Raw genomic sequence first — 25873 nt, 5'->3', positions numbered from 1 at the left:
GACGTGGCGGGCGCGTGTCGAATTCCGTACCTCGTTGTACGGACCGTATGAGGGGTGCCCCGGCCGAAGCCGTCGGGCGGTGCTGCTACGTCACACCATCAGCGAGCGGTCCGTCGGCTTGACCGGGTACGGGAGGGTGCTGGTGCCCGTCAGGAAGCGGTCCACGCCGCGGGCGGCCGAGCGGCCCTCCGCGATGGCCCAGACGATCAGCGACTGGCCGCGGCCCGCGTCGCCGGCCACGAACACGCCGTCGACGTTGGTCGCGTACGACGCATCGCGGGCGACGTTGCCGCGCTCGTCCAGACCCAGGCCGAACTGCTCGACCAAGCCGTTGGACTGGTCCGTGCCGGTAAAGCCCATCGCCAGGGTGACCAGCTGGGCCGGGAGGACCCGCTCGGTGCCGGGCTTCTGGGTCAGCTTGCCCTCGACGAACTCGACCTCGACCAGGTGCAGGGCCTGGACGTTGCCGTCCTCGTCGCCCTCGAAGTGGGTGGTGGAGACGGAGTAGATCCGCTCGCCGCCCTCCTCATGGGCCGAGGTCACCTTGTACAGCATCGGGAAGGTCGGCCACGGCTGCCCCGTGGGCCGGTCCTCCGACGGCCGCGGCATGATCTCCAGCTGGGTGACGGAGGCCGCGCCCTGGCGGTGCGCGGTGCCCACGCAGTCCGCACCGGTGTCGCCGCCGCCGATCACGACCACGTGCTTGCCCTCGGCGGTGATCGGCGGCGCCATGAAGTCGCCCTCCTGCACCTTGTTGGCGAGCGGCAGGTACTCCATCGCGAAGTGGATGCCGTTCAGCTCCCGGCCGGGGACCGGCAGGTCGCGGGAGACGGTCGCGCCGGCCGCGACGACCACCGCGTCGAACCGCTTGCGCAGGTCGGTCGCGGACAGGTCGCGGCCGATCTCGATGCCGGTGCGGAACTTGGTGCCCTCCGCGCGCATCTGCTCGATGCGGCGGTTGATGTGCACCTTCTCCATCTTGAACTCGGGGATGCCGTAGCGGAGCAGACCGCCGATGCGGTCCGCGCGCTCGTACACGACCACGGTGTGGCCGGCCCGGGTCAGCTGCTGCGCGGCGGCCAGACCCGCCGGGCCGGAGCCGATGACCGCGACGGTCTTGCCGGACAGGCGGTCCGGGACCTGCGGCGCGACATCGCCGTTGTCCCACGCCTTGTCGATGATCGAGACCTCGACGTTCTTGATGGTCACGGCCGGCTGGTTGATGCCGAGCACACACGCCGACTCGCACGGCGCCGGGCACAGCCGCCCGGTGAACTCCGGGAAGTTGTTCGTCGCGTGCAGCCGCTCCGAGGCGGCGGACCAGTCCTCGCGGTAGGCGAAGTCGTTCCACTCGGGGATCAGGTTCCCCAGCGGGCAGCCGTTGTGACAGAACGGGATGCCGCAGTCCATGCAGCGGCCGGCCTGCTTGCTGATGATCGGCAGCAGGGAGCCGGGGACGTAGACCTCGTTCCAGTCCTTGAGCCGGTCCTCAACGGGACGGGAGCAGGCGGTCTGCCGCGGGGTGGTGAGGAAGCCCTTCGGGTCAGCCATGGGTCGCCGCCTCCATCATCTTCTCGGTGGTCTCGGACTCGGAGAGTCCGGCCCGCTCAGCGGCGTCCTTGGCGGCGAGCACTGCCTTGTACGTGGTCGGGATGATCTTGCTGAAGCGGTCCACCGAGACGGACCAGTCAGCGAGGAGCCTGGCGGCCACGGTGGACCCGGTCTCCTCCTCGTGGCGGCGCACCACGTCGTGCAGCCACTGCTTGTCCTCGTCGGACAGGGCCTCGACGGCGTCCAGGTTGCCGACGTTGACATTGTCCTGGTTCAGGTCGATGACGTACGCGACACCGCCCGACATGCCGGCCGCGAAGTTGCGCCCGGTCTCGCCGAGGACCACGGCCGTGCCACCGGTCATGTACTCGCAGCCGTGGTCGCCCACGCCCTCCGAGACGACCAGCGCACCGGAGTTGCGGACGCAGAAGCGCTCGCCGGTGCGGCCCCGCAGGAACATCTCGCCGCCGGTCGCGCCGTAGCCGATGGTGTTGCCCGCGATGACCGAGTACTCGGCCAGGTGGTCGGCGCCGCGGTCCGGGCGGACCACGATCCGGCCGCCGGACAGGCCCTTGCCGACGTAGTCGTTGGCGTCGCCCTCGAGGCGGAGGGTGATGCCCTTCGGGACGAAGGCGCCGAAGGACTGGCCGGCGCTGCCAGTGAAGGTCAGGTCGACGGTGTTGTCGGGCAGGCCCGCACCGCCGAACCGCTTGGTGACCTCGTGGCCGAGCATGGTGCCGACGGTCCGGTTGATGTTCCGGATCGCGACCTGGGCCCGGACCGGCTGCGCCTGCTCCGCCGTGGCGGCTTCCAGCGCATCGGCCGCGAGCTCGATCAGCTCGTTGTCCAGGGCCTTCTCCAGGCCGTGGTCCTGGGCGACCACCGCGTGGCGGACGGCGCCCTCGGGCAGGTCCGGCACGTGGAACAGCGGCTCCAGGTCCAGGCCCTGCGCCTTCCAGTGGGTGACGGCCGCGCTGGTGTCCAGCAGCTCGGCGTGGCCGACGGCCTCCTCCAGCGTACGGAAGCCCAGCTCGGCGAGGAGCTCGCGCACCTCCTCCGCGATGAACTCGAAGAAGTTGACGACGAACTCGGGCTTGCCGGAGAACCGGTCGCGCAGCACCGGGTTCTGGGTGGCGATGCCGACCGGGCAGGTGTCCAGGTGGCAGACGCGCATCATGATGCAGCCGGAGACGACGAGCGGCGCGGTCGCGAAACCGAACTCCTCGGCGCCGAGCAGCGCGGCGATGACCACGTCGCGGCCGGTCTTGAGCTGGCCGTCGGTCTGGACGACGATCCGGTCGCGCAGACCGTTGAGCAGCAGGGTCTGCTGGGTCTCGGCGAGGCCGAGCTCCCAGGGGCCGCCCGCGTGCTTGAGCGAGGTGAGCGGGGAGGCGCCGGTTCCGCCGTCGTGGCCGGAGATCAGGACCACGTCCGCGTGCGCCTTGGAGACACCCGCGGCGACCGTGCCCACGCCGACCTCGGAGACGAGCTTCACGTGGATGCGCGCGACCGGGTTGGCGTTCTTGAGGTCGTGGATCAGCTGAGCCAGGTCCTCGATGGAGTAGATGTCGTGGTGCGGCGGCGGGGAGATCAGGCCGACGCCCGGGGTGGAGTGCCGGGTCTTGGCGACCCACGGGTAGACCTTGTGGCCGGGCAGCTGGCCGCCCTCGCCGGGCTTGGCGCCCTGCGCCATCTTGATCTGGATGTCGTCCGCGTTGACCAGGTACTCGCTGGTGACGCCGAAGCGGCCGGAGGCGACCTGCTTGATCGACGACCGGCGGGCCGGGTCGTACAGGCGGTCCGGGTCCTCGCCGCCCTCACCGGTGTTGGACTTGGCGCCCAGCTGGTTCATGGCGATGGCGAGGGTCTCGTGCGCCTCCTTGGAGATGGAGCCGTACGACATGGCGCCGGTGGAGAAGCGCTTGACGATCTCGGAGACCGGCTCGACCTCGTCCACGGAGATGGCCGGACGGCCCGACTCACCCGTCTTGAAGCCGAAAAGGCCGCGGAGCGTCATCAGCCGCTCGGACTGCTCGTTCACCCGGTCCGTGTACTTCTTGAAGATGTCGTACCGGCGGTTGCGGGTGGCGTGCTGGAGGCGGAAGACCGTCTCCGGGTCGAACAGGTGCGGCTCGCCCTCGCGGCGCCACTGGTACTCGCCGCCGATCTCCAGGGCGCGGTGCGCCGGGGCGATGCCGGAGGCCGGGTAGGCCTTGGCGTGGCGGGCGGCCACCTCCTTGGCGATGACCTCCAGGCCGGCGCCGCCGATCTTGGTGGCGGTGCCGTTGAAGTAGGTGGCGACGAATTCCTCGTTGAGGCCGACGGCCTCGAAGACCTGGGCGCCGCGGTAGGAGGCGACGGTGGAGATGCCCATCTTGGACATGACCTTCAGTACGCCCTTGCCGAGGGCGTAGATCAGGTTCTTGATGGCCTGCTCGGGCTCCAGGCCGGAGAGGAAGGTGCCCGCGCGCAGCAGGTCCTCGACCGACTCCATGGCCAGGTACGGGTTGACGGCGGCGGCGCCGTAGCCGATGAGCAGCGCGACGTGGTGGACCTCGCGGACGTCGCCGGCCTCGATGAGCAGGCCCACCTGGGTGCGCTGCTTGGTGCGGATCAGGTGGTGGTGCACCGCGGAGGTGAGCAGCAGCGACGGGATCGGCGCGTGCTCGGCGTCCGAGTGGCGGTCCGAGAGGACGATCAGGCGGGCGCCGTTCGCGATGGCGGCGTCGGCCTCGGCGAAGATCTCGGTGATCCGGGCGGCGAGGGCCTCGCCGCCGCCGGAGACCCGGTACAGGCCGGACAGGGTCGCGGCCGTCATGCCGGGCATGTCGCCGTCGGCGTTGATGTGGATGAGCTTGGCCAGCTCGTCGTTGTCGATCACCGGGAACGGCAGCATGATGTTGCGGCAGGACGCGGCGGTCGGCTCCAGCAGGTTGGCCTGCGGGCCGATGTGGGAGCGCAGCGAGGTGACGAGCTCCTCGCGGATGGCGTCCAGCGGCGGGTTGGTGACCTGCGCGAACAGCTGGGTGAAGTAGTCGAAGAGCAGCCGGGGGCGCTCGGACAGGGCCGCGATCGGGGAGTCCGTACCCATGGAGCCGAGCGGCTCGCCGCCGGTGCGGGCCATCGGCGCGAGGATGATGCGGAGCTCTTCCTCGGTGTAGCCGAAGGTCTGCTGGCGGCGGGTGACCGAGGCGTGGGTGTGCACGATGTGCTCGCGCTCGGGCAGGTCCTCGAGCTCGATCTCGCCGGTCTCCAGCCATTCGGCGTACGGAGCGGCAGCCGCGAGCCCGGCCTTGATCTCGTCGTCCTCGATGATCCGCTTCTGGGCGGTGTCGACGAGGAACATCTTGCCGGGCTGCAGGCGGCCCTTGCGGACGACCTTGGCGGGGTCGATGTCGAGGACACCGACCTCGGAGCCGAGCACGACGAGGCCGTCATCGGTGACCCAGTAGCGGCCGGGGCGCAGACCGTTGCGGTCGAGGACCGCGCCGACCTGGGTGCCGTCGGTGAAGGTGACGCAGGCGGGGCCGTCCCACGGCTCCATCATCGTGGCGTGGTACTGGTAGAACGCGCGGCGGGCCGGGTCCATGGAGGTGTGGTTCTCCCACGCCTCCGGGATCATCATCAGCACGCTGTGCGGCAGCGACCGGCCGCCGAGGTGCAGGAGCTCCAGGACCTCGTCGAAGGAGGCCGAGTCGGAGGCGTCCGGGGTGCAGATCGGGAAGATCCGCTCCAGCTTGTCGGCACCGAAGAGCTCCGAGGCCAGCTGGGACTCGCGGGCGCGCATCCAGTTCCGGTTGCCCTTGACCGTGTTGATCTCGCCGTTGTGCGCGACGAAGCGGTACGGGTGGGCGAGCGGCCAGGACGGGAAGGTGTTCGTCGAGAACCGCGAGTGGACCAGGGCGACGGCCGAGGCGAACCGGCGGTCGGAGAGGTCCGGGAAGAAGGGCTCCAGCTGGCCGGTGGTCAGCATGCCCTTGTAGACGATGGTGCGGGCGGAGAGCGACGGGAAGTAGGTGCCCGCCTCGCGCTCGGCGCGCTTGCGCAGCACGAAGGCCTTGCGGTCCAGCTCCAGGCCGGTGGTGCCATTGCTGACGAACAGCTGCCGGAAGGCCGGCATGGTGGCGCGGGCACCGTTGCCGAGCAGGTCGGGGGTGACCGGGACCTCGCGCCAGCCGAGGACCGTCAGGCCCTCCTCGGCGGCGATGGCCTCGATCTGCTCCACGGCGACGGCCTGTGCGGTGCCGTCGGCGGGGAGGAAGGCGATGCCGACGGCGTAGCCGCCGGCCTTGGGGAGCTCGAATCCGGCGACCTCACGGAGGAAGGCGTCCGGGACCTGGGACAGGATGCCGGCGCCGTCGCCCGAGTCGGGCTCGGAGCCGGTCGCGCCGCGGTGCTCGAGGTTCCGCAGTACGGTCAGCGCCTGCTCAACGAGCGTGTGGGTGGCCTCGCCGGTGAGGTTCGCCACGAAGCCGACGCCACAGGCGTCCTTCTCGTTGCGCGGGTCGTACATGCCCTGGGGGGCGGGGCGACCGTCCATGGGCGACCAGGCAGTGGTGCTGGGGCCGGTCGCGGAGTGCGTGGATGCGGAACGCATCGGCTCTCCCGTCGTCGTCGTGGCATATGTGCATAGCCGAGGGACGACGTTGGCCCTCTGCGAAATTTCGTGCAGGTTACATGATGACCGCAATCCCGCGAAGCGGATATCGCGTTTCAGCATGCGGACACTGCCCGAGGCAGAAAGAAGGGACCTTCGCAGCTGAGCAGACGCGGACGGGTCGGAGGTCCCGGAGCGGGGTGAGCATCATTGCCCACGGCGCTGAGGTCTCATGCCCGGCGGACATGGAATCGAAACCGCCGGGAAACCCACTACTTATGTCAGATCCTGCATAGTGTCTCACTACCGCGCGGGTCAGCCTAGGGCCGAACCGATCCAGGTTCCCAGGATGTACGTCACACCGGCCGCCGCGCCACCCAGCAGGAGCTGCCGGAGCCCGCTGCGCCACCAGGTGGCCGCGGTGACCCGGGCGACCACCGCGCCGCACAGGAACAGCCCTGCCAGCGCGAGCAGCACGGCCGGCCAGATGGCCGTGGCGCCGAGCAGGTAGGGCAGGACCGGCACCAGCGCGCCCAGCGCGAACGAGCCGAACGAGGACACGGCCGCGACCAGCGGGGACGGCAGGTCCTCCAGGTCTATGCCGAGCTCCTCGCGGGCGTGGATCTCCAGCGCCTGCTCGGGGTCCCGGGACAGCTGCATGGCCACCTCGCGGGCCAGCGCCGGCTCCACCCCGCGGGAGACGTAGAGCTCGGCGAGCTCCTCCATCTCGTCCACCGGATGCTTGCGCAACTGCTGCCGCTCGACGTCGAGTTCCGCCAGGACCAGATCACGCTGCGAGGCGACCGAGGTGTACTCTCCGGCAGCCATCGAGAAGGCGCCGGCCGCCAGCCCGGCCAGACCGGTGATCACCACAGCCTGCGGGGCGACCGCGCCGCCCGCCACACCGGTCATCAGCGCGAGGTTGGAGACCAGGCCGTCCATCGCCCCGAACACCGCCGGCCGCAGCCATCCGCCGTTGACGTCACGGTGGGTGTGGTTGTCGCGGTGGGCCTCATGGAGTGGCGCTTCGAGGTCGATGATGGACATGTGGCTTTGCTCCCCTTTGCGTATGACGAGATCCAGGCAGGCATCCCGTCCCCCTGAACACCTCGAAACTACGCACGATTTCTGGCCGCCGCCAGCAAGGAAGGCCGTACTTACCTGGGCTTTTGCGGTTCGGCGACCGGGTGACGGGCGGCTTGGAGGGGTGTTTCGCGCCATGCGACAAACCGAATGCCGTGGCACAAATCCCCCAAGGGCTCATGATGAGTCCCACCAAGTGGGAGAGGCGCGCCATGGAGCTGATTGCATGCAATCCGCAGGTCCTCCTCGAACGGGCCAGGGGCGCTCTTCTGGGCCTCGCGGTGGGCGATGCGCTGGGTGCCCCCGCGGAGAACATGAAGCCCTCGGAGATCCGTTCACGATGGGGGCGGATCGAGGGCTTCGTCTCGGACGACCCGGCCGGCACGGACGACACGGAGTACGCCATCTTCTCGGGCCTCCTGCTGGCGCGGCACGGCTCCGCCCTGACCGTCCCTCATGTCGAACGGGCCTGGCACCACTGGATCGCCGACCTGGACGAGGGCCCGTTCCGGGGGGCCGGCTTCTCGGAGCGCGGCACCCTGGAGAACCTGCGGCGGGGGCTGGCGGCCCCCATCTCGGCCCAGCACCGGCACGCCTGGTCGGACGGCCTGGCCATGCGGGCGGCGCCCTTCGGGGTCTTCGCGGCGGGCCGCCCGGCCGAGGCCGCGCGCCTGGTCGCCATCGACGGCACGGTCAGCCACGACGGCGAGGGCATCTACGGCGGCCAGGCGGTCGCGGCCGGGGTCGCGGCGGCGATGGCCGGCGGCTCCCCCGCCTCGGTCGTCTCCGCCGCCCTGTCCGTGATCCCCTCGGACTCCTGGACGGCCCGTTCGCTGCGGCGGGCGGTGACGGCGGCGCCGCGGGGGGAACGGGCGGTGCGCTCGGCGGTGGTCATCGGCGGCTACCCCTGGACGGACCTGGCCCCGGAGGCGGTCGGCCTCGCCTTCGGCGCGTTTGCCGCGTCGGGCGGCGAGTTCCGCTCCTCCGTGCTGACCGCGGTCAACATGGGCCGCGACGCCGACACCACGGCGGCGGTGGCCGGGGCCCTGTCCGGCGCGCTGTGCGGCATCGCCGCCATCCCCGCCGACTGGTCCTCGGCCATCGGCCCGGTCCGCGGCAGCTGCCTGCCATCGATGCGCGGCTACCACGTACTGGACATCGCGGACCTCCTCACCCCGGAAAGCGAGCCCCGCGCATGACCGCCCCCGCCCCTGAAGCGGCACCCCCGGACCCCGGCCCCGGGCCGACCCCAGTCAGCCCCGGGGTCCCGGCAACCCCGCCCCCCACCGGGCCCGGCCGCCCCCCGGCCCGGGGTTCCGGCCTCCCGGAGGAGTCGGCCTGCGGCCGTTCCGGTTCGGCCGGGGAGGCGCCCAGTTGCCCTGAGGCCAGCCGGCCGCAGGCCGGGGTGGCCGGGGCGGTGCTGGTCCCGGGGCGGGTGCGTAGCGCTTCGGCTGGGGCGGCCGTGGGGGCGGCCCCGGACCCGGGGCCCAGCGGGCCGCCGGAGGCTAAGGGGTGGCGGATTGAGGGGTTGTTGCTTGGGCTTGCCGCCGGGGATGCTGCCGGCTGGCCCGCCGCCCGGCACCGCGCCAGCCGAATGCCCGAGTGGACCCGTCGCCTCACCCGCGAACTCGACACCTTCGCCGAGCAGAACGCGACCACCACCCTCCCCGTCCCCATCGCCCTCAACCAGCCCCCCGAGCCCCTCCGCCTCGGCCCCTCCGACGACGCCGAATGGGCCGCCTTCGCCGCCGAGTCCGTGCTCACCGCCGCCGGCGTGCTGCTCAGCGACCTGTCCCGGTCCCGGCGGATGCGGGCCGCCATCGACCTGGCCTGGAACGCCCTGGCCAGCGAGGTGGCCGCGGCGGCCGAACGCGCGCCCGAGGTCGAGTCCGCCGTACTCCCCCTGCGCGCCCGGATCTCCGTACGCGCCGGCCTCGGAAACCTCGCCGCCGGCCTGCGCCCGCCCGCCACCGGCCACGACAACCCGCACTACTTCGACGACGCCGCCTGCGTCCGGGCCGCGGTCCTGGCCGTCGTGCACCCCGGCGCCCCCCAAGCCGCCGCGGACCTCGCCGAGTTCGACGCCCGCTACACCCAGGACGGCGACGGCGTACACGGCGCCCGCGCCATGGCTGCGGCCGTCGCCGCCGCGCTCGGCGGGGCGGACGTCGACACGGCCGTCGAGGAGGCCCTCGCCCGCCTCCCCGCCACCACCGAGATCGGCCGCAACGCCCGGCACGCCGTCACCCTCGCCCGCGCCGCCACCGAAGGCGCCTTCGGGCTCGTCCCCACCCTGGAGCACGAGATCGTCGACCACGTCTACAGCTATGGCATCGCCGCCGCCGAGACCGTGCCCGTCGCCCTCGCCCTGGCCACCGCCGCCCGCGGCCGGGTCGCCGAGGCGGTACCGGCTGCCGCCTGCCTGTCCCGGGTCGCGGACTCCGCCCCGGCCCTGGCCGGTGCGCTGACCGGCGCCCTCGGCGGCGCCGCGGCCATCCCCACCGCCTGGCGCCAGGCCTGCCGCACCCTGTCCGGCTGCGCGCTGCCCCGGCTGGCCGGCACCGACCTCGTCGAACTCGCCGCGCTGCTCGCCCGTACCGAGCTGACGTCCCCCAAGGCACCCGAAGGACAAGGAATCATGCGGACATGACGACCGAGACGACCGAGACGGCCAAGAAGGCCGAGGACGCGGGGGGCGCCGCGGCGCTGCCCAGCCTGGAGGAGCGCGCGGCGGGCTGCCTCGTCGGCGCGGCCGTCGGTGATGCGCTCGGCGGGCCGGTGGAAGGCTGGTCCCCGGAGCAGATCGTGGCACGGCACGGCGGCCGGATCCACGGCATCGTCGGCCCCTGGCACGAGAACTGGCGCACCGCCCGTCCCCTCGCGCCGTACCACAAGGGCGACGGGCACGTCACCGACGACACCCTCATGACCCATGCCCTGGTACGGGTCTACGAGCAGGTCCGCGACCACCTCGACGCCTACGCGGTCGCCGACCACCTGGTCCCGGACCTGATCACGAACCCGCGCTGGATCCCGGAGCTGGAGGCCGAGGCCCTCCCCCTCCACCGGATCTTCCTGGCCGAGAAGTGGATGGTCACCCGCCTCCACTACGGCCATGCGGACCCGCGCGAGGCCGGCACCGGCAACATCGTCAACTGCGGCGCGGCCATGTACATGGCGCCGGTCGGGATCGTCAACGCGGGGAACCCGGCGGGGGCGTACGCGGAGGCGGTGGACATCGCCGGGGCCCATCAGTCCAGTTACGGGCGCGAGGCCGCCGGGGTCTTCGCGGCGGCGGTCGCGGCGGCGTGTGCGCCGGGGGCGTCGGCGGCCTCGGTCGTGGACACCGCGCTGTCCCTGGCGAAGGACGGCACCCGGGCGGCGATCGCGGCGGTGGCCGAAGTGGCCGCCGGCCACCGGGAGTTCGAGTCGGCGCTCGGGCCGCTGCGGGCGGCGGTCGCGCCGTACGACTCGGTCGGCCCGGACTACCGCGCGCCCTCGCTGGGCGCGCGCCGGCCGTCCCGGCTGCACTCGATCGAGGAACTGCCCGTCGCGCTGGGCATGCTGCTGATCGCCGACGGGGACTACGCGGCGGCGGTGCTCGGCGCGGTCAACTACGGCCGGGACTGCGACTCGACGGCGACGATGGCGGGCGCGATCGCGGGCGCGCTGGGCGGCGGGGCCGCCGTCCCGTCGGCCTGGTCGGAGCGGGTCGCCGAGGCCAGCCGCCTCGACCTGCACGGTCCGCCGGCGGCCCTGGCGGAGGTGGCCCGGGAGGTCTTCGCCCGCGACCTGGCGCGCCGCCGTGTGCACGAAGCCGCGTTCTCGGCGATCGCGGGGCCGCGGTGACCGGCCCCGTACGGCTGACCTGGGTGCAGCCCGAGGACCTGGTCGGGCACGAGCTCCGCCAAGCCGTCGAGGACGGCCGGGACCCGGGCCCGCAGCTCCGCGCCTGGCTCGCGGCGGGCGGCCGGCCGGCCCCCACCCGCGCCGGCGCCTCCCCCACCCCGGCCCCACCGGCCCTCCGCGCCCTGGCAGAACACCTCCTGGACGAACTCTCCACCCTCCCACCCCCCGCCCAGGCCCCGGGCCCGGCCGCAGGCCCAGCCCCGGCCTCCGGCCCGGTGGCCGAGTCCGGCCCGCCCCTGCCCCACGACCGGGGCCCAGCCCCGGCCACCGGCCCGGCCCCGGCCCGGGGCCCCGGGGCCGAGCCCCGGAACGGGAGCACAGGCCCGGAAGCCTGCCCGGGCGCAGCCCCGGTCATCAGGCCCGGCACCGACCGGGGCGCAGCCCCCGCAGGCGGGTTCGGGGCGGTCCCGGAGGGGACGTTCGTTGGGCGGCTGGAAGCGGGGTGGGTGGGGCGGGCTGTGGGGTGTGTGTTGGGGAAGCCCGTCGAGAAGCTGCCGCTGCATGGCATTCGGGCGCTCGGCCGCGCCGCCGGCAACTGGCCGCTCCGCACCTGGTTCACCGCCCGCGGAGTGCCGCCCGAGCTGCTCGCCGCCCACCCCTGGAACCGCCGCTCCGCGGCCACCTCCCTCGCCGAGAACATCGACGGCACCCCCGAGGACGACGACCTCAACTACCCCCTCCTCAACCTCCTCCTGCTCCAGCGCCACGGCAGGGGCTTCTGCACCGCCGACGTCGCCCGCCTCTGGCTGGACGAGCTGCCGGCCGGCCGGACCTTCACCGCCGAGCGGGTCGCCCTGCGCAACCTGCTGCTCGGCCTGGAGCCCCCGCTCACCGCCCGCCACCGCAACCCCTTCCGCGAGTGGATCGGCGCGCTCATCCGCGCCGACATGCACGGCTGGACCAACCCCGGCGAGCCCGCCCGGGCGGCCGAGCAGGCGTCCCGGGACGCCGTCCTCACGCACACCGCCAACGGCGTGTACGCGGCCCGGTTCGCAGCCGCCGCCATCGCCCTCGCAGCCGGCGGCGGCGGAGCCGATGTACATGCCGCCCTGCGGGCCGGCCTGGCCGTCGTACCGCCCCGGTCCCGGCTCGCCGAAGCCGTCCGCGACGCCATCGACGCGGCCGGCCGCCACCCCGACTTCGACCGGGTCGTGGACCACCTGCACCTCCGCCACGGGCACTACCACTGGGTGCACGCCGTACCCAATACCGCCCTGATCGCCGCCGCCCTCACCCACGCCGACGGGGACTTCTCCGGCTCCGTCTGCCGTGCCGTGTCCGGCGGCTGGGACACCGATTCCAACGGCGCCACCGCCGGCAGCATCGCCGGCCTGCTGGCCGGCGCCGCGGACCGGATCCCGCACCACTGGACCGCGCCCTTGAAGAACCGGCTGGCCACCACCGTGCCCGGCTTCGACGGCATCGGCTTCGACACCCTCGCCCACCTCACCGCACAGGAAGCAGCACGCCCATGACGGCCATCGCCGTGCTCGGCAGTACCAACATGGACCTCGTCGCCTACGTCCCCAAGGCCCCCCGGCTCGGCGAGACCGTGACCGGCCGCGCATTCCGTACCGTTCCCGGCGGCAAGGGGGCCAACCAGGCCGTCGCCGCCGCCCGCAGCGGCGGGGAGGTGACCATGATCGGGGCGGTCGGCACGGACGAGTTCGGGGTCCGGCTGCGGGCCGCGCTCCGCGAGGCCGGGGTCGGCACCGAAGGCCTGCGCACCGTCGAGGGCGCCAGCGGCACCGCCCACATCACCGTCGACGACGAGGGCGGCAATTCCATCATCGTGATCCCGGGCGCCAACGGCCGGGTGACCGGACTCGAAGCGGGCGACGAAGCCCGGATCGCCGCCGCCGGCGCCCTCCTGCTCCAGCTCGAACTGCCCATGCCGGCCGTGCTCGCCGGTGCCCAGGTCGCCCGCTCGAACGGCGTACGGACCATCCTGACGCCGGCGCCCGCGCAGCCGCTCCCCGACCGGCTGCTCGCCGCCACCGACCTGCTCGTCCCCAACGAGCACGAGGCCGCCGCCCTCACCGGGCTCACCGACCCGCAGCAGGCCGCCGAGGCCCTGCTCGAGCAGGTGCCCCGGGTGGTGATCACCCTCGGGGACGCCGGCTCCCTCTACGCGGCGCGCGGACAGGACCCGATCATGGTGCCGGCGCCCCGGGTGCGGGCGGTGGACAGCACCGCCGCCGGGGACACCTTCGTGGGCGCGCTCGCGGTGGCCGTCGGCGAGGGCCGGCCGATGCGTACGGCCCTGGCCTGGGCCTCGGCGGCAGCCGCACTGTCGGTGCAGCGGCCGGGCGCGCAGGACTCGATGCCGGTCCGCGGCGAGATCGAGGCGGCCTTCGCGGAGCTGGACGGCCCGGCATGACCACCGCCGCGCGCGCGGGGACCGGCACGGGAACGGCCGGCGGGCCGCTGGACGGGCTCCGGGTCCTCGACCTGGCCACGCTCTTCGCCGGGCCGCTCGCCGCCACCCTGCTCGGTGACTTCGGCGCCGAGGTGATCAAGATCGAGCATCCGGAGCGTCCGGATCCGTCCCGGGGCCACGGCCCCGCCAAGGACGGCGTGGGTCTGTGGTGGAAGCTGCTCGGCCGGAACAAGCGGACGATGACCCTCGACCTGTCCACCCCGGGCGGGCAGGCCACCCTGCTCCGCCTCGCCGCCACCGCCGACGTGGTGATCGAGAACTTCCGGCCGGGGACGCTGGAGCGGTGGAACCTGGGCTGGCCGGAGCTGAGCGCGGCCAATCCGCGGCTCGTGCTGGCCCGGGTCACCGGGTTCGGGCAGACCGGCCCGTACGCCCACCGGCCCGGCTTCGGCACCCTGGCGGAGGCGATGAGCGGCTTCGCCGCCATCACCGGGGAGCCGGACGGGCCGCCGACCCTGCCGCCGTTCGGCCTCGCCGACTCGGTCGCCGCGCTGACCGCCGCGTACGCGGTGATGACCGCGCTGGCCGGACGCGACCGGACCGGCCGGGGCCAGGTCGTGGACCTCGCCATCATCGAGCCGATCCTCACCGTGCTGGGGCCGCAGCCGCTCTGGTACGACCAGCTCGGCTATGTGCAGCCGCGGACCGGCAACCGCTCGGCGAACAACGCCCCCCGCAACACCTACCGCAGCGCGGACGGCCGCTGGCTGGCCGTGTCCGCATCCGCCCAGTCGGTCGCCGAGCGGGTGATACGGCTGGTGGGCCGGCCGGAGCTGATCGCCGAGCCCTGGTTCGCCTCGGGCGCCGGGCGGGCCGGGCAGGCAGCCGTGCTCGACGAGGCGGTCGGGTCGTGGATCGGCCGCCACAAGGCGGAGGAGGTGGTGGCGGCCTTCGAGGAGGCGCAGGCGGCGGTGGCTCCGGTCTACGACATCCGGGACGTCATGGCCGACCCGCAGTTCGCCGCGCTGGACACGGTGACGGAGGTCGAGGACCCGGAGCTGGGGCCGCTGCGCATGCAGAACGTGCTGTTCCGGCTGTCCGGGACGCCCGGCGGGATCCGCTGGGCGGGCCGCCCGCACGGCGCGGACACCGAAGCGGTCCTCGCCGAGCTCGGCCTGTCCCCGGCGGAGGTCGCCGGGCTCCGGGCGGAGGGCTCGCTGTGATCCTGACCTGGCTGTACGTACCGGGCGACCGCCCCCAGGTGGTGACGAAGGCGCTGGCCGCCGGGGCCGACGCGGTGATCGTGGACCTGGAGGACGCGGTGCCGGCCTCCCGCAAGGAGTACGCCCGCGCGGCCACGGCGGAACTGCTGACGGCCCGCCCGCCGGTGCCGGTGCACGTCCGGGTCAACGCGCTGGGCTCGCCATGGGCGGGCGCCGACCTGACGGCGCTGACCGGCCTGCGCGGCCTCGCGGGCCTCCGGCTGCCCAAGGTGACCGCCCCCGAGCAGATCGTCCGGGTGGCGGACCGGACCGGCGGGGTGGCGCTGTACGCGCTGCTGGAGTCCGCGCTGGGGGTGGAGCGCGCGTACGAGATCGCCCGCGCGCACCCCTCCCTGCACGGCCTGTCGCTGGGCGAGGCGGACCTGCGGGCGGACCTGGGCATCACCGCCGAGCGGGGCCTGGACTGGCCGCGGTCCCGGGTGGTGGTGGCGGCCAGGGCGGCCGGCCTGGCACCGCCGGCCCAGTCGGTCTTCCCGGACATCCGGGACCTGGAGGCACTGGCCGCCTCCTGCGCCCACGGCCGCGCCCTGGGCTTCCTGGGCCGGGCGGCGATCCATCCGCGTCAGCTGCCGGTGATCGAGCGGGCGTATCTGCCGACGCCGGAGGAGGTGACGGCAGCCCGCGAAATCGCCGGCGCGGCCCGCCGCACCCCGGGCGCGGTGGCCCTCCCGGACGGCAGATTCGTCGACCCGGCCGTCCTGGCCGTAGCCGAACGCATCCTCACCCTCTCCACCCGCCCCACCCCTCCGTAGCCGCAGGGGCCTGCCCCCGCCCCGGAGCGGTCCGGGGCGAAGCCCCCCGGGGGCCGGGGCACAGCCCCAGAGAGGCCGGGCCCCCGGGGCCCAAGGGGCTGGGGGCCAGAGGCCCGGGGGCCCGGGGCGGAGCCCCGGAGATCCGGGCACAGCCCGGCACCACCAGGGCGATGCCCGAAGCCGGGCGCAGCCCACCGGCCAGGCCCAGCCCGGGGGCCTTGGGCGAGGCCCCCGGGCCGGCCGTGTCACAGCCCGGACCCGACTCGGGCCGAGCCCGGGGGCCGGGGCGCCGGGGCGAAGCCCCAGGAACCGGGCCCCGCCCGGGAGAGGCCCGGGCAAGGCCCCCGGACGCCGGGCGAAGCCCGGAAAAGCCGTGTCGCCGGGGACGGCGAAGGGGGCGCCGCGGTGTGCGGCGCCCCCTTCGCGGAGTCCGGGTCAGCTCTTCTTGGCCTCGGCGGCTTCTTCGCCCGCCGCCTCCGGGGCGGGCTCCGCGGCCTCGGCAGGCTTGGCGAACGCCGACTTCACGTCGGCGGGCCTGGCGAACGCCGACTTGGCATCGGCCGGCTCGGCGTCGGCGGGCTTGGCGTCGGCCGGCTTCGGGTCGGCAGGCTTGGCGAGCGACGGCTTCGTGTCGGCCGGCTCCGCCACCGCCGGCTTGGCCGGGGTGCGGTCCGGTTCGACCACTGCCTCGCGGCCCGGCCGCAGCTTCGCCGAGAGGACGAAGTACGTCACCGCCAGCACGAAGACCACGATCGAGGTCCAGACGTTCAGGCGCAGGCCGAGGATGTGGTGGGCGTCGTCCACCCGCATGTACTCGATCCAGCCGCGGCCCACGCAATACGCCGCCACGTAGAGCGCGAAGGCCCGGCCGTGGCCCAGCCGGAAACGGCGGTCCGCCCAGATCACCAGCAGGGCCACGCCGATGCACCACAGGGACTCGTACAGGAAGGTCGGGTGGTAGGTGCCCGCCACCCGGTTCGGGCCCTCGCTGATCTCCAGCGCCCACGGCAAGTCGGTGGCCTTGCCGTACAGCTCCTGGTTGAACCAGTTGCCCCAGCGCCCGCAGGCCTGGGCCAGCGCGATGCCCGGGGCCAGCGCATCGGCCCAGGCGGGCAGCGGGATGCCGCGGCGCCGGCAGCCGATCCAGGCGCCGACCGCGCCCAGCGCGATCGCGCCCCAGATGCCGAGGCCGCCCTCCCAGATCTTGAAGGCGTCGACCCAGTTCCGGCCCTCGCCGAAATAGAGCTGGTAGTCGGTGATCACGTGGTAGAGGCGACCGCCGACCAGGCCGAACGGCACGGCCCACACGGCGATGTCGGCCACCGTGCCCGGCTTGCCGCCGCGCGCGATCCAGCGCTTGTTGCCGATCCAGACGGCGAGGAAGACGCCGATGATGATGCAGAACGCGTAGCCGCGGAGCGGGATCGGTCCGAGATCGATCACGCCGGTCGACGGGCTGGGGATGTAAGCAAGGTCCATGGCAGGACCGACGCTACCTTGCCGGGCGGGCCATACCGCAACCCGCCCGGCAAGCGAAACCAAACCGTCGTACAGCGGCCCGGGCGAAGGTCAGTCCTTCGCGCCCTGCCCGGCGCCGCCCTTCGCGCCTTCCTTCGCCGCGGCTCCGGGCTTCGCCGTGGCCCCGGCCTTGGCCTTCGCCTCGACCTGTTCCTTCAGCTTCTGCGGGGTCAGCGGGTTGGCCTGGTCGGCGAAGATGTCCTTGCCGTCCAGCAGCACGGTCGGCGTGCCCCGGAACGTGCCGGTGCGGAACGCCTCGTACGACTTGCCCACCCAGCTGTTGTGGGTGCCGTCCTTCACACAGCTGCGGAACGCGGGGGTGTCCAGCCCCTCCACGGTGCCCGCCAGCTCCAGCAGCTTCTCGTTCTTGCCGAAGGCGTCGTCCACCTCCTCCGGCTGGTTCGCGAAGAGGACGTCGTGGTACGCGGCGAACTTGCCGGCGTCCTGGGCGCAGGCCGCCGCATTGGCCGCCTTGAGGGAGCCGCTGCCGCCCATCCTGTTGTCGATCAGGGTGACCAGGTGGTACTCCACCTTGAGCTGCCCCTTGGCTTCCAGGTCGTGGATGACGCTGCGGTAGGCGTCCTCGAAGGACTTGCAGGCCGGGCACCGGAAGTCCTCCCAGACCGTGAGGGTGGACTTCGCCCCGCTCTGGCCGGTCTGGATCGCGAGCGCGTCCTTGCCGGTGGCCCCGGAGGGGGCGCTGACCGGGCCGGCCGTGGATTTGGCGTCCTTGCCGGTGTTGGCCGCGATCACCCCGACGACGGCCGCCAGGCCGAGTACGCCGGCCACCGCGGCGGCCACCAGGATGGTCCGCCGGCGCTTGTCCCGGGACTTCTGCCGGTCTCGCTCGGCTTGGAGCCGCTCGCGGGCCGATCGTTTTGCTTCGCGGTTCGCACCGTCGTTCTTCTCGCTCACGTCCCGCCAAACGAAGCGGGGAGGCACCCCAGTGCCTCCCCGCTCCCACTTCCACCCGATCGGGCTACAGAACCCCCACCGGGAACACCCGTGCGTCAGCTCCTGCGTACGCCTTCCGCAAGTTCGCCCGCCAGGGCGCGCACGGCCTCGAGGCCGGCCGCCAGGTCCGGCGCGTCCAGCAGCTTCTTCACGAAGGCCGAGCCGACGATCACACCGTCGGCGAAGGCGGCCACCTCGCGGGCCTGCTCGGGGTTGGAGACGCCCAGCCCGACGCAGACCGGCAGGTCGGTGGTGCGGCGGGTGCGCTCGACCAGCTCCTGGGCCTGGTTGCCGACCGACTCGCGGGTGCCGGTGACACCCATCAGCGAGGCCGCGTAGACGAAGCCGCTGCCGGCCGCCGTGATGGTGGCGAGCCGCTCGTCCTTGCTGGAGGGGGCGACCACGAAGACGGTGGCCAGACCGTGCTTCTCGGCGTGCTCACGCCACAGCGCGGACTCCTGGACCGGCAGGTCGGGCAGGATGCAGCCGGCTCCGCCGGCCGCCGCGAGCTCCTCGGTGAACCGCTCGACGCCGTAGCGGTCGATGGGGTTCCAGTACGTCATGACCAGCACCGGGGCGCCGGTCGCCGCGTGGGCCTCGCGGACCGTGCGCATCACGTCGGCGATCTTCACGCCGCCGCGCAGCGCGATGTCGTCCGCGGTCTGGATGATCGGGCCGTCCAGGACCGGGTCCGAGTGCGGCAGGCCGACCTCGACGATGTCCGCGCCGCCGGCCAGGGCGGCCTTGACCGCCTCGATGCCGCCGTCGACGGTGGGGAAGCCGGCCGGGAGGTAGGCGACCAGGGCCGCCCGGTTCTCGGCCTTGGCCTTGGCGAGGGTGTCGCCCAGCAGCTGGATGTTGCCTGTGCTCACTTCGACTCCCCCTCGGCAGCGTCGGTGTCGTACAGCCCGAAGTAGCGGGCGGCCGTGTCCATGTCCTTGTCACCGCGGCCGGACAGGTTGACGACCAGCAGGCCGTCCTTGCCCAGCTCCTTGCCCAGGTCGAGGGCGCCGGCCAGGGCGTGCGCCGACTCGATCGCCGGGATGATGCCCTCTGTACGGGAGAGCAGGCGCAGGGCCTGCATCGCCGCGTCGTCGGTGACGGCGCGGTACTCGCCGCGGCCACTGTCCTTGAGGAAGGCGTGCTCGGGGCCGATGCCCGGGTAGTCCAGACCGGCCGAGATCGAGTACGGCTCGGTGATCTGGCCCTCCTCGTCCTGCAGGACGTAGGAGCGGGAGCCGTGCAGGATGCCGGGCTCGCCCGCGGTCAGGGTGGCCGCGTGCTCGCCGGTCTCGACGCCGTGGCCGGCCGGCTCGAAGCCGACCAGGCGGACCGACGCGTCCGGGATGAAGGCGTGGAACAGGCCGATGGCGTTGGAGCCGCCGCCGACACAGGCCGCGACCGCGTCCGGGAGGCGGCCGGCGCGCTCCAGGATCTGGCGGCGGGCCTCGACGCCGATGACCCGGTGGAAGTCGCGGACCATGGCCGGGAAGGGGTGCGGGCCGGCGACCGTACCGAAGAGGTAGTGGGTCTCGTCCACATTGGCGACCCAGTCGCGGAACGCCTCGTTGATGGCGTCCTTCAGGGTCCGGGAGCCGGACTTCACCGCGACGACCTCGGCGCCCAGCATCCGCATGCGGGCCACGTTCAGGGCCTGCCGCTGGGTGTCGATCTCGCCCATGTAGATGGTGCATTCGAGGCCGAACAGGGCACAGGCGGTGGCCGTGGCCACGCCGTGCTGGCCGGCGCCGGTCTCGGCGATGACCCGGGTCTTGCCCATGCGCTTGGTGAGCAGGGCCTGGCCCAGCACGTTGTTGATCTTGTGGGAACCGGTGTGGTTCAGGTCCTCGCGCTTGAGGAAGATCCGGGCGCCGCCCGCGTGCTCGGCGAACCGCGGCACCTCGGTGAGGGCGCTGGGCCGGCCGGTGTAGTTGACGAGCAGGTCGTTCAGCTCGGCCGCGAAGGCCGGGTCGCCCTTGGCCTTCTCGTACTCGACCGCGACCTCGTCCACGGCGGCGACCAGCGCCTCCGGGATGAACTTGCCGCCGAAGTCGCCGAAGTAACCCTCGGCGTTGGGGACGCGACCCTCCGGGTCGGGAATGAAGAACTGCTCGCTGGACATGGCCAGAACTCCTACGGAAGCGACGGTTGATGACAACGTATTGCGCCGTCGGCCCGTGCGACGTAAGGCCCCGGAAGGGGCGTACGGCACGGGCGGAGCAGCCTGCGGCGCGGTCCTATCGGCTCCGGCGGCAGGCAGAGTGCCTCACCAGGACGGTACGCCTCGCATACCGTTCCGTGGCTCTGCTACGACGCGCCTCCGGCGTGCCATCGCATGCCGTTGACCTGACCCGGCTCGGAGCCGATCACATAGCGAACCCGGCGGCCGAGGACACGGCGGGCCGGCGCCCGGCAGCCGCGCGGCTTGCGGCCTCGGGCGAGGGACGCGTGCGGATCACGGGCCGGCAGTCCCGCCGTCACCGCCGCGCGCACGCCGGCGGCCGTCCCGGGGCGGTCGATGCCCTCGGGACGGGGCCGGGTGGCGCGGGGGCGGGCGGCGGGCTGTGACTTCATCGTGCTGGTTCAGCTCCGGCCGTGGCGCAGAGCGGGGTGGGCGCCGGCGGCGACCAGGTCGGCGACGGCGGCCTTGGGGTCGCGGCCGGTGACCAGGGACTCGCCGACGAGCACGGCGTCGGCACCTTCGTTGGCGTACGCGATCAGGTCGTGCGGTCCGCGGATGCCGGACTCGGCGACCTTCACGATGTGCGCCGGGATCTCGGGCACGACCCGCTCGAAGGTGGAGCGGTCCACCTTCAGGTCCTTGAGGTTGCGCGCGTTGACGCCGATGATCCTGGCGCCCGCGGCGACGGCCCGCTCGACCTCTTCCTCGTCGTGGACCTCGACCAGCGGGGTCAGGCCGATGGTTTCGGCCCGCTCGATGAGGGAGACCAGGGCCTCCTGGTCCAGGGCCGCGACGATCAGCAGGGCGAGGTCGGCGCCGTAGGCACGGGCCTCCCAGAGCTGGTACGCCGTGACGATGAAGTCCTTGCGGAGGATCGGGATGTCCACCCGGGCACGGACGGCCTCCAGATCGGCCAGCGAGCCGCCGAAGCGGCGCTGCTCGGTCAGGACCGAGATGACGGAGGCGCCGCCCGCCTCGTAGTCCGCAGCAAGCCCCGCCGGGTCGGCGATCGCGGCCAGCGCACCCTTGGACGGGCTGGAGCGCTTGACCTCACAGATCACCTTGACGCCGTCGCCGCGCAGGGCCGCGACGCCGTCCTTTGCCCGGGGCGCCTTGGCGGCGCGCTCCTTGAGCTCGTCGAGGCTGACGCGGGCCTGCCGTTCGGCAAGGTCTTCGCGGACCCCTTCGATGATCTCGTCGAGCACACTCACGCGAGCGGCCCCCTTCCGGGTCGGTCGGCTGATTCAGGTCATTTTCAAGTGGTTCAAGTGGTTCAAGGTCAGCACTCAAATGGTATCCGCAGGTGGCGTTGTGACCGACATGCGGTTGACGCCATCCCATCACCCGGACATGCGGAATCAAAGGTTCATGTCAGGGATCAGGGCGCCAGCCAGGCTCCGAAGGGCAGGTTTCGGACAGTGGCGAAAGTCAGCGCGAGGGCGCCGAGGGCCCACCAGTACAGGGGTTTCAGGGCCACGCGCGGGGCCGGCCGGCCCCGATAGGCGCGATTCAGCCACAGCGCGATGTAGCCCGCGAAGAGGAAATAGCCGAGCACCGCGAGCGCATTCGCACCCATGGCAAGCGTCAGGTCGCCGTGTACGAAGGCATGCGCGCTGCGCAGCCCGCCGCAGCCCGGGCACAGCACCCCGGTCAGCCGGAACAGCGGGCAGACCGGATAGTGACCTGGCTCGTTGGGATCCACCGTCCCGACGTACCCGAAGGCCGCCACGACGGCGGCGAGGGTGACCCCGGGCGCCACCAGCCGCCGGGCGAGCGGGGCGGGCCGGACTGGCCGGGCGGGGCCGGAGGGCCCGGGCGGGCCGGGCGGGCCGGGCGGGCCGGGCGGGCCGGCGGGATTCACCCGCTCGGGCGGGTGCAGGGCGTCCATGCGGCGATTGTCTCTGCCCATGACAAGAGGCGCAGCCCGACCGGGCTGCGCCTCTTGTGGTGTCGCGTGCGGTGTCGCGCAGGAGCGCCTGCCGTCAGGCGGCGTTGGCGGTCTTGGCGGCGATGACCTTGGCCAGGTCGTCGTGCTCCGGCTTCTTCCCACCCATGCCCGCGGCCCGCATCGCCATGCCGACGACACCGCCGATGGCGACGATCACCAGGCCCAGCCAGAACCCGAGCGGGTTGGCCAGGACCATGAAGGCGCCGGAGACGCAGAAACCGATGAAGGCGATGGTGACACCGGTCCAGGCGGCCGGGGTGTGTCCGTGGCTGCTGCCCGCCATGAGTAGCTCCTCGTTGCTCTGTCGAACGTGCTGTGTCGAACGCTCGGACATCATTCTCCCGCACCCCGCGGAACCGGGCGCCAGCGGGTCCGGATTCAGCCGGTCGGGTCCTCGCCGCGGTCCAGGGCCTTCCACAGGTCCTCCGGGCGGTCCGGCGCCGCGCCGTCCTTACCGCCACGGCCTGCGGCCTTCCGGGGCCGGGGGGCGCCCTCGCGTTCGTACCGGCCGCCCATGGCGGGCCAGCTCCGGCCGTAGCGCAGGGCCAGCAGCCCTGCGAGGAGTATCAGGATCCCGCCCACGGCGGTGACGTACGGCCAGGCCGTGTACGTCAGGCCGGCCACCCGGGCCGCCGTGTCGGCGGTGGTACGGGCGGCCTCGGCGTCCAGGGCGGCCCGGTCCGAGGCACCCGCCAGCGCGGCCAGCGCGGCCCCCAGGCCGCTCAGCGCCAGCAGTCCGGCCACCAGCAGGCGGCCCTTGCCGCGCACCGCGAACACGGCCACCAGGGCAGCCAGCCCGACGATGGCGAGGGCGGCCGGCACACCGGTCACCGCCCGGCCGTCGGCGGTCAGGGACATGGAGCCGTCGGCGACGGCGGTGGTGCCGCGCGCCCAGATCCGGCCGGAGGCCAGCAGGACGACGGTGGCACCGAGCGCGCCGGCCAGCAGCGCGATCGCGACACTGCGACGGCCGGCGCGCGCCGCGGCCTCGGCGGCTGCGTCGGCGGCGGACTCGGCATCGGTACGGGGCTGGGGTACGGCGCTCACATACCCCACTATCCCCTACCGCCCCCTCAGCCGTGGAGGCGGTTGGCCGCTCCCACCGCGCGGAGCACCGCGGCGGCCTTGTTGCGGCACTCGTTGTCCTCCAGCTCGGGCACCGAGTCGGCGACCACCCCCGCGCCGGCCTGCACGTACGCCGTGCCGTCCCGCAGCAGCGCGGTACGGATGGCGATGGCGGTGTCGGAGTCCCCGGCGAAGTCGAGGTAGCCGACGGCGCCGCCGTACAGGCCGCGGCGGGCCGGCTCCAGCTCCTCGATGATCTGCATGGCGCGCGGCTTGGGCGCGCCGGACAGGGTGCCGGCCGGGAAACAGGCGGTCAGCACGTCGAAGGCGGTCTTGTCCTCGGCGACCCGGCCGGTGACGGTCGACACGATGTGCATGACGTGCGAGTACCGCTCGATGGACATGAAGTCGACCACCTCGACGGAACCGGGCTCGCAGACCCGGCCGAGGTCGTTGCGGCCCAGGTCGACGAGCATCAGGTGCTCGGCCCGCTCCTTGGGGTCGGCGAGCAGCTCCTCGGCGAGGTCGTGGTCCTCCTGCGGGGTGGCGCCGCGGTGCCGGGTGCCGGCGATCGGGTGGACCATGGCCCGCCCGTCCTCCACCTTGACCAGGGCCTCGGGGCTGGACCCGACCACGTCGAAGCCGTTCTCGAACCGGAAGAGGTACATGTACGGCGACGGGTTGGTGGCCCGGAGCACCCGGTAGACGTCGAGGGCGCTGGCCTTGCAGGGGGTCTCGAACCGCTGCGAGGGCACCACCTGGAAGGCCTCGCCCGCCCGGATCCGCTCCTTGATGTCCTCGACGGCGGCCTGGTACTTCTCGCCGCCCCAGAGGGCGGAGAACTCCGGCAGCTCGGAGGCGGGCAGCGGGGTGGGGGCGTACGGCGCCGGGCGGCCGAGGTCGGCCTCCATGGCGTCGAGCCGGGCCACCGCGTCCGCGTACGCCTCGTCCACACCCGTGTCGAGGTCGTTGTGGTTGATGGCGTTGGCGATGAGCAGGACCGTGCCGTCCCAGTGGTCGAGGACCGCCAGGTCGGAGGTGAGCAGCATGGTCAGCTCGGGCAGCTTCAGGTCGTCGGTGCCGTGCTCGCCGATGCGCTCCAGGCGGCGGACGATGTCGTAGCCGAGGTAGCCGACCATGCCGCCGGTGAAGGGGGGCATCCCGGCCGCAAGATCGCGGGGGGTGTGCAGGGTGTCGACGGTGCGGCGCAGCGCGTCCAGCGGGTCGCCGTCGACCGGGACGCCGACCGGCGGGGTGCCGATCCAGTGCGCCTGACCGTCCCGGACGGTGAGGGTGGCATCGGACCGCACCCCGACGAAGGAGTAGCGGGACCATGAGCGGCCGTTCTCGGCGGACTCCAGCAGGAAGGTGCCGGGGCGCTCGGCGGCCAGCTTCCGGTAGAGGCCGACCGGGGTGTCCCCGTCGGCGAGCAGCCTGCGACTGACGGGAATGACACGACGGTCGTGGGCGAGCTTGCGGAACGTCTCAAGATCCATGGCCTGGGACCTTACCTGTGGGAGAGCGGCAGAACGTCGGCGTCGAAGCAGGTACGGGCGCCCGTGTGGCAGGCGGCGCCGACCTGGTCGACCTTGACGAGGACGGTGTCGGCGTCGCAGTCGAGCGCCACGGATTTCACGTGCTGGAAGTGCCCGGAGGTGTCCCCCTTGACCCAGTACTCCTGGCGGCTGCGGGACCAGTAGGTGCAGCGGCCGGTGGTCAGGGTGCGGTGCAGGGCCTCGTCGTCCATCCAGCCGAGCATGAGCACCTCACCGGTGTCGTACTGCTGGGCGATGGCGGGCACCAGGCCGTCGGCGGACCGCTTGAGGCGGGCGGCGATGGCGGGGTCGAGGTTGCTCGGGCGGGGGGTGGTACTCATGCGGGCCATTGTGCCGCGCTGCGGTCCGAGGTACGGCAGGCTGTCCGGCTGATGAGCGGGCATCTGTCAGGTTGCCGCCGTAGGCTGGCCCCATGTCGACCCATGCGAAGCGTGAACGCCTGCTGCTGGCGGACTTGTTGGAGGCGGCCGGTCCGGAGGCGCCCACGCTGTGCGAGGGCTGGACCTGCCGGGAGCTGGCCGCGCACGTGGTGGTGCGGGAGCGGCGGCCGGATGCGGCGGGCGGGCTGCTGCTGGGCGTGCTGAAGGAGCGGCTGGACAAGGTGATGGCCGAATACACGGCCAAGCCGTACGAGGAACTGATCCAGCTGATTCGGACCGGGCCGCCGAAGCTGTCGGTGTACGCGCTGAAGCAGATCGACGAGGCGGCGAACGCGGTGGAGTTCTACGTCCACGCGGAGGACGTCCGCCGGGCCCAGCCGGACTGGTCGCCGCGCGAGCTGGACGCGGTGTTCTCGGACGCGCTCTGGTCCCGGCTGGAGAAGCTGGCCCGGATCACCGGGCGGCGCTCGCCGGTGGGTCTGGTGCTGCGGCGGCCGGACGGGCGGACGGCGGTGGCCCGCAAGGGCGTGCCGGTGGTGACGGTCACCGGGGAGCCGGGGGAGCTCACGCTGTTCTGCTTCGGCCGGCAGGCGGCGGCGCGGATCGAACTGGACGGCGAGAAGCAGGCCATCGCCGAGCTGACCTCGGCAAAGCTGGGCATCTGACCGCCCCCTGTCCGGTCCGCCGGGACACCCCCGGCCCGCTGCGCGGGGCC

The 25873-nt window shown here is 73.2% G+C and carries 22 protein-coding genes; 8 read left to right on the top strand and 14 right to left on the bottom strand.

The genetic code is table 11. From position 1 onward, the window contains the following. Positions 1–90: 90 nt before the first annotated feature. The 3 genes from ABT123_RS09965 to ABT123_RS09955 all read right to left on the bottom strand — a co-directional run bounded on the left by ABT123_RS09965 (position 91) and on the right by ABT123_RS09955 (position 7195). Positions 91–1551 carry a glutamate synthase subunit beta gene (locus tag ABT123_RS09965; RefSeq protein ID WP_351311617.1) on the bottom strand — a complete coding sequence of 487 codons (1461 nt, stop codon included), beginning with the start codon at positions 1549–1551 and terminating at the stop codon, positions 91–93. Further along, positions 1544–6091, bottom strand: a complete 4548-nt coding sequence (gene gltB / locus ABT123_RS09960) for a glutamate synthase large subunit (protein ID WP_351311753.1) — start codon at positions 6089–6091, stop codon at positions 1544–1546. The genes ABT123_RS09965 and gltB overlap by 8 nt, the downstream gene beginning before the upstream one ends. A 372-nt stretch (positions 6092–6463) precedes the next feature. After that, positions 6464–7195, bottom strand: a complete 732-nt coding sequence (locus ABT123_RS09955) for a VIT1/CCC1 transporter family protein (RefSeq protein WP_351311615.1) — start codon at positions 7193–7195, stop codon at positions 6464–6466. Between the two features lie 248 nt (positions 7196–7443). Here ABT123_RS09955 and ABT123_RS09950 point away from each other — a divergent pair, with 248 nt between their 5' ends. The 7 genes from ABT123_RS09950 to ABT123_RS09920 are packed head-to-tail and all read left to right on the top strand — an operon-like array spanning position 7444 to position 15555. Next, positions 7444–8430, top strand: coding sequence for an ADP-ribosylglycohydrolase family protein (locus ABT123_RS09950; RefSeq protein WP_351311613.1), 987 nt, complete (start codon positions 7444–7446; stop codon positions 8428–8430). Beyond that, positions 8427–9881, top strand: coding sequence for an ADP-ribosylglycohydrolase family protein (locus ABT123_RS09945; protein WP_351311611.1), 1455 nt, complete (start codon positions 8427–8429; stop codon positions 9879–9881). The genes ABT123_RS09950 and ABT123_RS09945 overlap by 4 nt, the downstream gene beginning before the upstream one ends. Next, positions 9878–11080: an ADP-ribosylglycohydrolase family protein gene (locus ABT123_RS09940; protein ID WP_351311609.1), complete on the top strand. Its 1203-nt coding sequence runs from the start codon at positions 9878–9880 to the stop codon at positions 11078–11080. Before ABT123_RS09945 ends, ABT123_RS09940 begins: the two co-directional genes overlap by 4 nt. Continuing rightward, a complete protein-coding gene (locus ABT123_RS09935; protein ID WP_351311607.1) occupies positions 11077–12615 on the top strand; it encodes an ADP-ribosylglycohydrolase family protein in 1539 nt (512 codons plus the stop codon). Before ABT123_RS09940 ends, ABT123_RS09935 begins: the two co-directional genes overlap by 4 nt. Further along, positions 12612–13520, top strand: a complete 909-nt coding sequence (gene rbsK, locus ABT123_RS09930) for a ribokinase (RefSeq protein ID WP_351311605.1) — start codon at positions 12612–12614, stop codon at positions 13518–13520. Before ABT123_RS09935 ends, rbsK begins: the two co-directional genes overlap by 4 nt. Then, entirely contained in the window at positions 13517–14743 is a 1227-nt protein-coding gene (locus ABT123_RS09925; RefSeq protein WP_351311603.1) for a CaiB/BaiF CoA transferase family protein, read from the top strand. The genes rbsK and ABT123_RS09925 overlap by 4 nt, the downstream gene beginning before the upstream one ends. Next, entirely contained in the window at positions 14740–15555 is an 816-nt protein-coding gene (locus ABT123_RS09920; protein ID WP_351311602.1) for an HpcH/HpaI aldolase/citrate lyase family protein, read from the top strand. The genes ABT123_RS09925 and ABT123_RS09920 overlap by 4 nt, the downstream gene beginning before the upstream one ends. Before the next feature lie 435 nt (positions 15556–15990). Here the strand turns inward: ABT123_RS09920 and lgt are convergent, their stop codons facing one another. The 11 genes from lgt to hisI all read right to left on the bottom strand — a co-directional run bounded on the left by lgt (position 15991) and on the right by hisI (position 25107). Then, positions 15991–17034, bottom strand: a complete 1044-nt coding sequence (gene lgt / locus ABT123_RS09915) for a prolipoprotein diacylglyceryl transferase (protein WP_351311600.1) — start codon at positions 17032–17034, stop codon at positions 15991–15993. Between the two features lie 90 nt (positions 17035–17124). Continuing rightward, positions 17125–17988: a thioredoxin domain-containing protein gene (locus tag ABT123_RS09910; protein ID WP_351311598.1), complete on the bottom strand. Its 864-nt coding sequence runs from the start codon at positions 17986–17988 to the stop codon at positions 17125–17127. Between the two features lie 95 nt (positions 17989–18083). Then, positions 18084–18899: a tryptophan synthase subunit alpha gene (gene trpA, locus ABT123_RS09905; protein ID WP_351311596.1), complete on the bottom strand. Its 816-nt coding sequence runs from the start codon at positions 18897–18899 to the stop codon at positions 18084–18086. Further along, entirely contained in the window at positions 18896–20149 is a 1254-nt protein-coding gene (trpB, locus tag ABT123_RS09900) for a tryptophan synthase subunit beta (RefSeq protein ID WP_351311594.1), read from the bottom strand. The genes trpA and trpB overlap by 4 nt, the downstream gene beginning before the upstream one ends. A gap of 185 nt (positions 20150–20334) precedes the next feature. Then, positions 20335–20601, bottom strand: coding sequence for a tryptophan biosynthesis modulator TrpM (trpM, locus tag ABT123_RS09895; RefSeq protein ID WP_351311592.1), 267 nt, complete (start codon positions 20599–20601; stop codon positions 20335–20337). A gap of 9 nt (positions 20602–20610) precedes the next feature. Beyond that, the gene (gene trpC, locus ABT123_RS09890) at positions 20611–21420 is read right to left on the bottom strand and encodes an indole-3-glycerol phosphate synthase TrpC (RefSeq protein WP_351311590.1); all 810 of its coding nucleotides are present in this window, start codon (positions 21418–21420) and stop codon (positions 20611–20613) included. Positions 21421–21587: 167 nt separating this feature from the next. Further along, positions 21588–22097 carry a DUF2752 domain-containing protein gene (locus ABT123_RS09885; protein ID WP_351311588.1) on the bottom strand — a complete coding sequence of 170 codons (510 nt, stop codon included), beginning with the start codon at positions 22095–22097 and terminating at the stop codon, positions 21588–21590. A 94-nt stretch (positions 22098–22191) separates the two neighbouring features. Beyond that, positions 22192–22440: an HGxxPAAW family protein gene (locus tag ABT123_RS09880; protein ID WP_351311586.1), complete on the bottom strand. Its 249-nt coding sequence runs from the start codon at positions 22438–22440 to the stop codon at positions 22192–22194. A gap of 95 nt (positions 22441–22535) precedes the next feature. Continuing rightward, the gene (locus tag ABT123_RS09875) at positions 22536–23213 is read right to left on the bottom strand and encodes a TIGR02234 family membrane protein (RefSeq protein ID WP_351311584.1); all 678 of its coding nucleotides are present in this window, start codon (positions 23211–23213) and stop codon (positions 22536–22538) included. 17 nt (positions 23214–23230) lie between these two features. Further along, on the bottom strand, positions 23231–24718 hold the full coding sequence (locus ABT123_RS09870; RefSeq protein WP_351311582.1) for an anthranilate synthase component I: 1488 nt from the start codon (positions 24716–24718) through the stop codon (positions 23231–23233). A gap of 11 nt (positions 24719–24729) precedes the next feature. Next, complete coding sequence (gene hisI, locus ABT123_RS09865; protein ID WP_351311580.1) at positions 24730–25107, bottom strand: phosphoribosyl-AMP cyclohydrolase; 378 nt, start codon at positions 25105–25107, stop codon at positions 24730–24732. Between the two features lie 83 nt (positions 25108–25190). Here hisI and ABT123_RS09860 point away from each other — a divergent pair, with 83 nt between their 5' ends. Then, positions 25191–25823 (top strand): TIGR03085 family metal-binding protein, encoded by a 633-nt coding sequence (locus ABT123_RS09860; protein WP_351311578.1) that lies wholly within the window; start codon positions 25191–25193, stop codon positions 25821–25823. The last annotated feature ends 50 nt before the right edge of the window (positions 25824–25873 follow it).

Source organism: Streptomyces sp. NPDC002054 (assembly GCF_040296685.1).
GTDB lineage: Bacteria > Actinomycetota > Actinomycetes > Streptomycetales > Streptomycetaceae > Streptomyces.
The sequence above is the reverse complement of the archived record's forward strand: the minus strand, read 5'-3'. Positions and strand labels throughout refer to the sequence as shown.